Origin of the sequence: Streptomyces sp. SID5785 (genome assembly GCF_009870065.1) — a bacterium.
Lineage (GTDB): Bacteria > Actinomycetota > Actinomycetes > Streptomycetales > Streptomycetaceae > Streptomyces.
Map to the genome: position 1 here is coordinate 1 of NZ_WWIA01000803.1, position 9,724 is coordinate 9,724.

At 70.1% G+C, this 9,724-nt stretch carries 10 protein-coding genes; 4 read left to right on the top strand and 6 right to left on the bottom strand.

The features are described from left to right. Positions 1 to 435 (top strand): LysE family translocator (locus tag GTW43_RS26160; RefSeq protein WP_161304443.1); only part of this gene is annotated, 435 nt, incomplete at its 5' end. A gap of 104 nt (positions 436 to 539) precedes the next feature. Here the strand turns inward: GTW43_RS26160 and GTW43_RS26165 are convergent. Next, positions 540 to 1,223, bottom strand: coding sequence for an HAD-IA family hydrolase (locus GTW43_RS26165; RefSeq protein WP_161304451.1), 684 nt, complete (start codon positions 1,221 to 1,223; stop codon positions 540 to 542). Between the two features lie 221 nt (positions 1,224 to 1,444). Beyond that, positions 1,445 to 1,885 (bottom strand): hypothetical protein, encoded by a 441-nt coding sequence (locus tag GTW43_RS26170; RefSeq protein ID WP_161304444.1) that lies wholly within the window; start codon positions 1,883 to 1,885, stop codon positions 1,445 to 1,447. 137 nt (positions 1,886 to 2,022) lie between these two features. On the opposite strand from GTW43_RS26170, the gene GTW43_RS26175 reads away from it, so the two are divergent. Further along, on the top strand, positions 2,023 to 2,541 hold the full coding sequence (locus GTW43_RS26175; RefSeq protein ID WP_161304445.1) for a hypothetical protein: 519 nt from the start codon (positions 2,023 to 2,025) through the stop codon (positions 2,539 to 2,541). Between the two features lie 111 nt (positions 2,542 to 2,652). On the opposite strand, the gene GTW43_RS26180 is transcribed toward GTW43_RS26175, so the two are convergent. Further along, positions 2,653 to 3,879, bottom strand: coding sequence for a S8 family peptidase (locus GTW43_RS26180; RefSeq protein WP_161304446.1), 1,227 nt, complete (start codon positions 3,877 to 3,879; stop codon positions 2,653 to 2,655). 302 nt (positions 3,880 to 4,181) lie between these two features. On the opposite strand from GTW43_RS26180, the gene GTW43_RS26185 reads away from it, so the two are divergent. Then, complete coding sequence (locus GTW43_RS26185; protein WP_343246119.1) at positions 4,182 to 5,273, top strand: protein kinase family protein; 1,092 nt, start codon at positions 4,182 to 4,184, stop codon at positions 5,271 to 5,273. Positions 5,274 to 5,610: 337 nt separating this feature from the next. Here GTW43_RS26185 and GTW43_RS26190 read toward each other — a convergent pair whose 3' ends face one another. Further along, positions 5,611 to 6,558, bottom strand: a complete 948-nt coding sequence (locus GTW43_RS26190) for an NmrA/HSCARG family protein (protein ID WP_161304447.1) — start codon at positions 6,556 to 6,558, stop codon at positions 5,611 to 5,613. Positions 6,559 to 6,701: 143 nt separating this feature from the next. On the opposite strand from GTW43_RS26190, the gene GTW43_RS26195 reads away from it, so the two are divergent. Beyond that, positions 6,702 to 7,271, top strand: a complete 570-nt coding sequence (locus GTW43_RS26195; RefSeq protein WP_161304448.1) for a TetR/AcrR family transcriptional regulator — start codon at positions 6,702 to 6,704, stop codon at positions 7,269 to 7,271. A gap of 146 nt (positions 7,272 to 7,417) precedes the next feature. Here GTW43_RS26195 and GTW43_RS26200 read toward each other — a convergent pair whose 3' ends face one another. Both GTW43_RS26200 and GTW43_RS26205 read right to left on the bottom strand, forming a co-directional pair. After that, a complete protein-coding gene (locus tag GTW43_RS26200; RefSeq protein WP_237536818.1) occupies positions 7,418 to 8,788 on the bottom strand; it encodes an amino acid permease in 1,371 nt (456 codons plus the stop codon). 251 nt (positions 8,789 to 9,039) lie between these two features. Further along, a partial coding sequence (locus GTW43_RS26205; RefSeq protein ID WP_161304450.1) for an FAD-dependent oxidoreductase occupies positions 9,040 to 9,724 on the bottom strand: 685 nt, incomplete at its 5' end.

The window sequence follows — 9,724 nt, forward strand, 5'->3', positions numbered from 1 at the left end:
AGTTCCGCGGCGCTGTTCACCTGCGTGAAGCTGGCCGGCGCCGCCTACCTTGTCCACCTCGGCGTCCAGGCGTTCCGCCACCGCGGCCGGCTGAGCGCCGACCTGACCACCGGGGAGGGCGAACCGCGCGGTGACCTGCGCACCGTCGCGGACGGCCTGTTGGTGGGGGCCACCAATCCCAAGGGCCTGGTCTTCTACGCCGCGGTCCTGCCGCAGTTCGTGAACCACGACGCAGGGAACGCCGTGCTGCAGATGATGCTCCTCGGCCTGATCCCGGCCGCGATCGGCCTGGTCTGCGACACGGTCTGGGGCCTGGGGGCCTCGGCCGCCCGGACCTGGCTCACCGGCTCCGACCGACGGCTGTCGATGATCGGCGGCGCCGGCGGGATCGCACTGATCGCCCTAGGAGTCACCGTTGCCGCCACCCGCCACTGACCCCTCCCGAACCGGCATGGCGCCCGGCATGTTGCTCTCCGACGCGGGCGACGGAGTCGCGTTCGCGGTGAGCGGGACTGTCCAGGGCGGCTCCGATGCCGGGATCACACCAGCCTCGGCACGATCGTTCCCGTTCGGTTGCCCCCTACGGCCTGTGAGTCCGGACTCCGGACTCCGGACGTGAAGGCGAGGATGTCGCCGACTGCTTCGCGCAGGCTGCCGAAGTGACGATGCACGCCCTCCACTGCTGCGGGAGTGTTGACACCCCACACCGTCATCCCGGCGCGCAGCCCGGACTGCACGCCGGAGGGGGCGTCCTCGATGACCAGACAGTCCTGGGGGCGGGCCCCGAGGTGCGCGGCTGCCTGTAGATACGGCACCGGCGACGGCTTGCCTTCCGCCACAGCGGCCGCATCGACGACAACATTCGGGACCGGCAAGCCTGTACGTGCGAAACGTCCACGCACTCGGTGCTCGTAGTTCGAGGTCACCAACGCCCAGGTACCGGGCTGTAGGGCGTTCAGCAGGTCCACAGCGCCGTCGAATGCCGTATAGCTGCCGGAGCGGACATCCTCGTCCTCGAGTTCGTGCAGGACAGCAAGGCACTCGCGGGGATCCTGGTCGGGGGAGACCTGCGCGAACGTCTCCATCGGCCTGGTCCTCAGCGCGACGCGGTAGACCTCGTCAGGATCCAGTCCGTAACGCTCTGCCCATGTGCGCCAGACCAGACGCTGGTTGTCGACGGCATCGATCAACGTGCCGTCGACATCGAACAGGGCATATCGCATCACATCAGGCTGACTGGCTTCACTGACCACACCGCGATCATGCCATCAGCTCCGAGCGGACGGTCAGCGGGACCTTCTGGCGAGCGATCCTCGGGGTCGGCTTGAGGCCGGGGCTGAGGATCGCGCTGGACGAGATGGCCTCAGTGCAGCCGCCAGGAGTGCTGTGCACCGCGGATCGATGAGCCTGAGCTCCGGGTCGCCGGAGCGATTCCGGCGTCTGCTCAGTATCGCTTCAGTTGCCCAGGACTCTCGAAGTAGAAGCCTCGTGGTCCTTCATGCACTGCGTCCTCTTCAGCTGCGGGTGCGTCGGGTGCGTCGGGTCCGGTGATCAGCGCGCTGCCGTCCAGGACGCGTTTGCCGTCGAATCGCCGGCCGGTGGATCCGAGCAGGTGCGTGCCGTGCCCGAGGCGCTGCAGGGCGAGCACCACCTGCATTGCTGAGACTTCCGTCCCTTCCTTCAAGAGCGGGATGCGCAGGAAGAGGTTCCTCTTCTCGCGCGCGTCCGGTCCGGTCCACAGAGCGACTGTCACCTGTGGTTCGTGTACGTCCGGGATGCATCCACGTACGTAGTACGGCTTCGACGCCGGCGTCGTCGTGTAACGCCACAGTGCGGCGGAAACGGTTTGCTGAATTCGCGCCAGTTGTTCCGCAGAGATGGCCATGGCTGCTCCTTCGACCGGTGCTCGTGAGGCCGGTGCCCGACCGCGATCGGGCGATGCCGGCGCATCTCCCCCGCACGGTGGAGGGGTTCCTCCTGCGGGGCGACGTCCCCCGCTGCCTCGGATCGTAGCGTCGGGGCATGGAATCCGAACCCGGGAAGCGGCTGCTCGGCTGGGCATACGCTGCCGTCGCCTGGCTGGTGGTGAGCTTTGTCTGGCACGTGCAGATGGGTGTCATGTACGAGGACTCGATGGGGTCCGACGGTGGCACGCCCGTATGGCTCTTCCTCGCCTACGACGCCCTGATCGTCCTCATGTCGGCCGTCGGCGTGACGTGCGTGCTGGCCATCGTCAGGCCCTGGGGCCGGCGTGTGCCGCTTCAGCTGGTGCGCGTGCCCCTGTGGATCGGCTGCGCGGTACTGACACTGCGGGGTGTGCCCGGCCTCGTCGAGAACATCACCGTGGCGACGGGTCTCACTCCGCACGGCCTGCTCGGCATGGACGAGGAGGCCGTCACGACCGGGTCGTGGGCCTTCTGGAAGACCATGATGATCAACGGCTACTTCTTCCTCGGCGCGGTGCTCCTCGTGCCGGTCACCGTCCTGTCGCGCCGGAGCCGGAGCCGGAGCCGGAGCCGACGCCGCGCCAGGGCGGCGTGACCCCGCGTGTGAGTGCCCCGGAGGCGCTGGGCCGGTACCTCCGGGGCACTGCGGTCGGGACGGGGCACGCGGTGCGGCGGGGTCAGCCGCGGGTGCGGGCGGTGCGGGCCGTCACTGAACGATCTTCAGCAGCTTGTTCGGGGAGCCGGAGCCGGGGCTGGTCACGACGCCGGAGGTCGCGCCGTCGACCAGAGCCGTGGACACCTGCGCGGGTGTGGCGGAGGTGTGACCCGCCAGATACACGGCGGCGGCGCCCGCGACGTGCGGTGTGGCCATGGACGTTCCGGAGATGGTGTTGGTCGCCGTGTCGCTGGTGTTCCAGCCCGCGGTGATCGACACGCCCGGTGCGAACAGGTCCAGTACGGAACCGTAGTTGGACCAGCTCGCCTTCGCGTCGGTGTTGCTCGTGGCGCCGACGGTGATGGCCTCCGTGACCCGGGCGGGCGATGAGGTCGACGCGTTCGCACCGGAGTTGCCGGCCGCGATCGCGTACGTGACTCCGCTGGAGATGGAGTTGCGTACCGCGGTGTCCAGGGCGGTGCTCACGCCGCCGCCCAGGGACAGGTTGGCGACCGAGGGGCCGCTGTGGTGGCTCGTGACCCAGTCGATGCCCGCTATGACGCCCGCGGTCGTGCCGGACCCGTTGTCGTCGAGTACGCGCACCGCCACGATGTCGGCCTTCTTGGCGACGCCGTAGGTGGTGCCCGCGATCGTGGTGGCGACGTGGGTGCCGTGCCCGTTGCCGTCCTGTGCGACGTCGTCGCCGTCCACAGCGTCGTAGCCGTTCGTCGCGCGGCCGGCGATCTCGGTGTGCGAGACGCGTACGCCGGTGTCGATGACGTAGGCGGTCACGCCGCTGCCCGCCGAGTCCGGGTACGTGTACGTGCCCGAGAGCGGCAGGGCGCTCTGGTCGACGCGGTCCAGGCCCCAAGGCGCGTCGGACTGGGTCGCGTCGACGTGCACGCGCTGGTTCTGCTCGACCGATGCCACGGCCGGGTCGGCCGCGAGTCTGGCCGCCTCGGCCGCCGAAAGGCCCTTGACCGCATAGCCGTTGAGCGCCGAGCGGAACGTCCTCTGCACGGATCCGCCGTACCCGGAGACCAGGCTCCTGGCGTCGCTGGACGTGGCCTTGAGCCCGGCGGCGCTCCGGGCGGGCTTCTTGAGCGTGACGATGTAACTGCCCTGGACGGCCCCGGCGGAACCCGAGGCGAGGACCTTCCCTTCGGCCGGGGTGGCGGCCTGGGAGGCCTGGGCGGGCAGGGCGGTGAGCGAACCGAACAGGCCGACGGCCGTCACGGTCGATGCGGCCGCAGTGACGAGCTTCCTGGAGAGTGCCATGGCGAGGGAGTCCTCCTCATAGGCGGCGCGCGCCCTCGTGGGCGGGCGTGCGTCGGTGGGGGGTGTGCGCCGGTAGCGCACACGAGCCGTCGGAGCGAGGTCTTCCGGTCCTTGGCCCGCACAGAAGATTCCGACAACTGACCATGCATCTCAAGGGAGTTGAGGACTTGTCACATCGTTGACATGTGCCTGCATTGAAGAGTGGTCGGGCGTCGGGCGGCGCCATTCTGCGGCAACATTGAGGCCGCTCGAGGCGGGTGCCGCGCCCGGTGACGGAGACGCAAACGGAGACGGAGACATACGTGAAAAGCTCTGACCTGTCCCGCGGCGTGCGCCTGGCTGCGCACCGAGCCGTGTCGGCGGCGCTCACGATGCGCAGCGACGACGAACTACGGGATCTGATCGATGCCGCTCCGGTCCTCGGATCCGGCATCGGAGGGAGGAGCGTCCTCCTCGATGTCGGCGGGGTCCCGGTCTTCGTCAAACAGATCCGGCTCACCGATCTCGAGCGGCGGCCGGAACATGTGCACTGCACGGCGAACATGTTCGCCCTGCCCGTCTTCTGTCACTACGGCATCGGGCAGATCGGGGCGCCGGGTTTCGGTGCCTGGCGGGAGCTGGCCGTGCACCGCATGACGACGGACTGGGTGATCGCGGGGGACCACGAGGGCTTTCCGCTCATGTACCACTGGCGGGCGCTGCCCGACCGGGAACGGCCGCTTCCAGAGGAACTGGCCGATGCCGAACGGGCGGTGACCTACTGGGGCGGCGGCGACGGTATCCGCGGCCGCATCGAGGCGCTGCGCCGGTCGTCGGCCCGCATCACTCTCTTCCTGGAGTACATCCCCCACACCGTGCACGACTGGCTGGACACCCGGATTCGGGCCGGTGGCGAGACCGCCGAGCGTGCCGCCTGCGCCATGGTGGAGAGCGAACTGGAAGCCGGCATCTCGTTCATGAACGCCCAGGGCCTGATGCATTTCGACGCGCACTTCGAGAACATCCTGACCGACGGCCGACGGCTGTTCTTCGCCGACTACGGCCTCGCGCTCTCCTCGCGCTTCGCGCTCACACAGGAGGAGTCGGACTTCCTCACCCGCCACGACACCTACGACCGGTCCTACGCGTCCACGCACCTGGTGAACTGGCTGGCAGTCGCCCTGTACGGCTACGGGCCGGAAGAGCGCGAGGCGTTCGTGCGTGCCTGCGCCGAGGGCGTCGCTCCCGCCGGTGTGCCGTCGGCGATCGCGGCGATGTTGACCCGGCACGCACCGGTCGCCGCGCTGATGGGGGACTTCTCCCGCCGATTCCGGCAGACCGGCAGGGAAGTCCCGTACCCACGGGAGGCGCTGCGTCGCGCGGGAGGTGAGCTGCTCCGTCGCCAGGGTTCATGAGCACGATGTAATGCGGCTCGGTAGCTACTACGTGCCCTGTGCGGCGCGGCCCCGGTACGGAAGGGTGCGATGTCCGCGGACGAGCGGTCGTCGGTCCGCAGTGCGGCAGCCGTCGGTGACGGTCTGACGGACCTGGCTGACGATGCCCACCGAGCCCGGGGACGTCGAGCGCTGGCTCATGCCGGGACGGGCGGTGGCGTGGGAAGAGACCGGCCATGAGATGGCAGTCGACCTGATGGCTGTCGACCTGATGGCCACGGCCCCGTGCCCGCCCGAAGGGTGTCCCCGCACCGAGGGGATCGGTGATCCCGGGTGGCGGACCCGTCGGGCGCCACGCTCAGCGCAGGTTGTCCCGCACCCAGTCCTCGAAGCGCGTCAGGGGGAGTCCGAGCGCACGTGCGAACTCCGGTCGGCCCGGCTGGCCTGCGGCGTTGAGCCAGGTGCCGGAGGCGCCCATGGGTGGCATCCCGGCCGCGAGCGCCTGTTCGAGGGTCAGCTCCGGCGCGGTGATGGGCCTGCCCAGCACGTGGCTGAGGATGTCGGCGACCTCAGCCATCGAGCGGTACTCACTGGCCAGTTCCAGCTCCACCGTGTGGAACCGGTCCGGGTCCCCGAACGCGGCGGACGCCGCTGTGCCGATGTCGGCGACCGCGGTCAAGGAGAGCCGGGTGTCGGGCTTGATGAGAGTGATCAGGCCGCCGTCGATGCCGCGCGGGAACAGGTAGGCCATGGAGGGGAGCAGATTCTCCATGAAGAAGCCCGGCTTGAGCAGGGTCCAGCGCGGGAATCCGGCGTTGCGGACCAGGTCCTGGACGGCGGCCTTGGTGTCCAGGGTGGGGGCCATGAACTCCCACCGGCCCTCGGCCCATCCGGGTACCTGGGTGTGCTGTCCCGCGCCGGTGACGGAGGTGTGCACGAACTGCTCCACTCCGGCGGCCCGCGCGCCTTCGACGAGGTTGGTCGCCTGGAGCAGCTCGTTGTCGAAGTCGGCGCCCTCGGCGGTGAGGACGGGCATCTGGACGGAGAAGACGGCCCGGGCGCCCCGGGCGGCGTGCACGACCGAGTCGCGGTCCAGGAGATCTCCGGTGACGAGCTCCGCGCCGAGCGCGGCCACGGCACGGGCCCGGTCGGTGGCCGGGTCCCGGACCAGGGCGCGTACCGGAACGCCGGCGGAGAGCAGCGCCCGCGCGGTGGCTCCGCCCTGACGGCCGGTGGCTCCGGTGACGAGGACGGGGGGCTGGGTCCCTGGCGAAGGGTTGGTGGGTGTGGGGGTGGGCGTGGGCATGGAGGGACTCCTCAGGTGTGCGACCGTCCACTGACAGGAGTCGGCGACAGGCGTCGGCGACCGACATAAACGGCGGGGTCCGCCATTTACCGTCGGCTACAATATGGCGGGGCCCGCCACTTAGCAATCCTGGAGCTGATCACATGGCCGAGCGACAGCGTGCCGACGCCCGGCGCAACTACGACCGGATCCTCGCCGTGGCCGCGGAGGAGGTCGCCGCACAGGGCTCGGACGCCTCGCTGGAGCAGATCGCACGCGTCGCCGGGGTCGGCTCGGCGACCGTGCGCAGGCACTTTCCGAGCCGACGGGCGCTGCTCGAGGCCGTGTCCCGGCAGCGGATCGAGTCACTGTGCGCACGGGCACGAGAACTGGCGGTCCGCTCGGGCGACGGACGGGGCGCGCTGCTCGATTGGCTGGGCGAGGTGCTCACCTACTGCGTCACCGCGCGCGGGCTGGCGACCGCCTTGTCGTACGACGAAGGGCACGACCCGGTCGGGGGCAACTCGTGCGCGACGGCACTGATCCAGGCGGGAGAACCGCTGCTGCGCAACGCCGCGCAAGAGGGCGTGGTGGGCACCGAGGTCACGGTCGAGGACCTGATCACCCTGGCCGTCGGTCTCGCCCTCGCCACGGAACACCACCCCGAACCGACCGCTCGCGCCGAGACGTTGCTCAGGCTGGCAGTGGCGGGCATCAGCCCCGAACGGACCTGATCAGGCGCCCGAACCGACCTGATCAGCCGCCCGAACGGCCCCTGCCGTGGCAGGGCGACGGCACGCTCACCCGGCCTCAGGGGGCCGCGGACCCGCTTCGTCCCGATCCGCGGTGCACAGGCCAGGCGGCCGGATCCGGGATGGGGTCACGCGGGAGGACCGTCCTCCTGGCACTCACGGTCCGCCGTCAATGCGTGCGGAGCCTGTCGCAAGTGCGTGATGCTGTACGCCAGGCCCAGGAACAGGGTGAAGACGCTGCCGACGGTCGCGGCCCTGCGCATGTCCGGAACCTCGACCGCCGTGGCAAGGACGGCGAGGACACCGATGACTCCGATGACTGCGGTTCCGGTACCGCCCGGCAGTCGGAACGCCGCCGTTCCGGGGACGCCTTCTCCGGCCGGTCGGCGGCGCTTGAACGCGATGTACGAGGCCAGGATCAGCAGCCAGGTCAGCAGGATGGCGAAGATGGCGATGGAGGTCAGGGCGGAGAAGATGTCTCCCACTCCGTAGGCGGCCAGGAGTGCCGCTGCGCCGATCCCGGCCGCCGAGGCGAGCATCGCCGCTACAGGGACGCCCCGGCGGTTGACCCTGGCGACAGGGCGTGGAGCGAGACGATCGTGGCCGAGTGAGTGCAGCAGCCGGCTGGTGGCGTACAGGCCTGCGTTGGCCGAGGACACGGCGGCGACGAGCACGACGGCGTTGGTGAGGGAGGCCGCCGCCGGTATGCCGATCTCGGCGAACAGCCGCACGAACGGGCTCGAGTTGACGCTGCCGTCGCCCGCGGCGGACTGCCGCCATGGGGACAGAGTGATCACCAGCGTGATCGAACCGACGTAGAACAGGGCGAGGCGCCACGCGAGTTGGCGCATGGAGGTGCGCATCGAACGGGCGGGATCGGTGGTCTCGGCGGCCGCGATGGCCACGGTCTCGAAACCGGCGAAGGCGAACATGACCACCGACATCGCCGTCCACACGGATACGACGCCATGAGGCAGGAAGCTGCCGTCCGTGAGGTGGTGGACCCCGGTCGCCTCAGTCCCGGGCAGGCCGAACACGACCAGAAGGGCGCCGCAGACGAGGAACACACAGATGGCTGTGACCTTGAGAGACGAGAGCCAGAACTCCATGACGCCGAACGACTTGACGCTGTAGAGGTTGACGCCCACCACGATGGCAGCCATCGCCAGTATCGCGGCGAGCAGAGGGATGTCGGGCCACCACCAGCGCAGGTACACCGCGGACGCGACGACCTCGCTGCCGACGACCACCACGACGCCCATCCAGTAGAGCCAGCGCGTCAGGAATCCGGCCCAGGGGCCCAGGTACCGGTGAGCGATGGCTCCGAAGGACCCGCGCTCGGGATGCGCGATGGTCATCTCGCCCAGCGCGACGGCGATGACTGCAATGAGGGTGGCGCCGATGAGGTAGGCGACGATGACAGCGGGGCCCGCGATTCCGATCGCGGTGCCTGAGCCGAGGAAGAGGCCCGTCCCCAGAGCGGATCCCAGCCCGATCATGGTGGTTTGACGGTGCGTCAGAGTTCGTTTCAGCTCGCCTGTGCTGTCGTGTCGCGCAGCCTGGCTGCGCGGGGGCGCGCTCACCGGGCCGTGCGTCCCTGTACAGAGCGGGATGCGACGCATATGTGTGCGGGTGCGTGCGAAGTCGGCATGTGGATCCTTCGACAGGGAGGGACGGTCCTCGGCGGAGCCGTCCAGGGCGGAAGTCGCGTACCGGGTCGTGCGGGTGCGGGTGCGGGTGCGGGACCGCCTCAGCGGACCGGGTTCATCCAGGCCAGTTCCGGCGGCGTGGACCCGGTGACGAGCCGGTCGGCCAGGAGCCGTCCGGTCAGCGGCCCGAGTGTGAGGCCCCACATCCCGTGGCCACCGGCCACGTACACCCCCTCGGTGCGGGTCGGGCCGACCACGGGTACTCCGTCCCCGGTGAGGGGCCGGGATCCCACCCATTCACGGGACACGCCGTTCCAGTCGGCGCCGTTGATCAACGGGCGGATCGCTCGAGTGATCGCGTCGATCCGCGACCGGTCCAGGGGATGGTCGGGCGAGCGCAGTTCCATCACCCCGGCGACATGCGCGTGGTCGCCGCGGGGTGCCACCGCGACCCGCGGCGCGGCGAAGTACAGCGGACCGCGCAGCGGCTCCGACAGCGGCACGGAGAAGCTGTACCCGCGGCCCGGATGCTGCGGGACCCGGACACCGTGGGCAGCCGCGAGCCCCGGCATCCACGCACCGTTGGCGATGACCACGGCATCGGCCTCACGCCGGGTGCCGTCGGCACAGCGCACGAGGGAACGCCCGCGGACCCGTTCCACGGCCGTCGCCGTCACGTTCTCGCTGATCTTTGCGCCCCGGATGCGAACCTGTTCGCCCAGGGCGCTGACATAGCCGGCCGGGTCCAGGTACCGCTGACCGCCGACCCGGACCGCCAGGCCGATG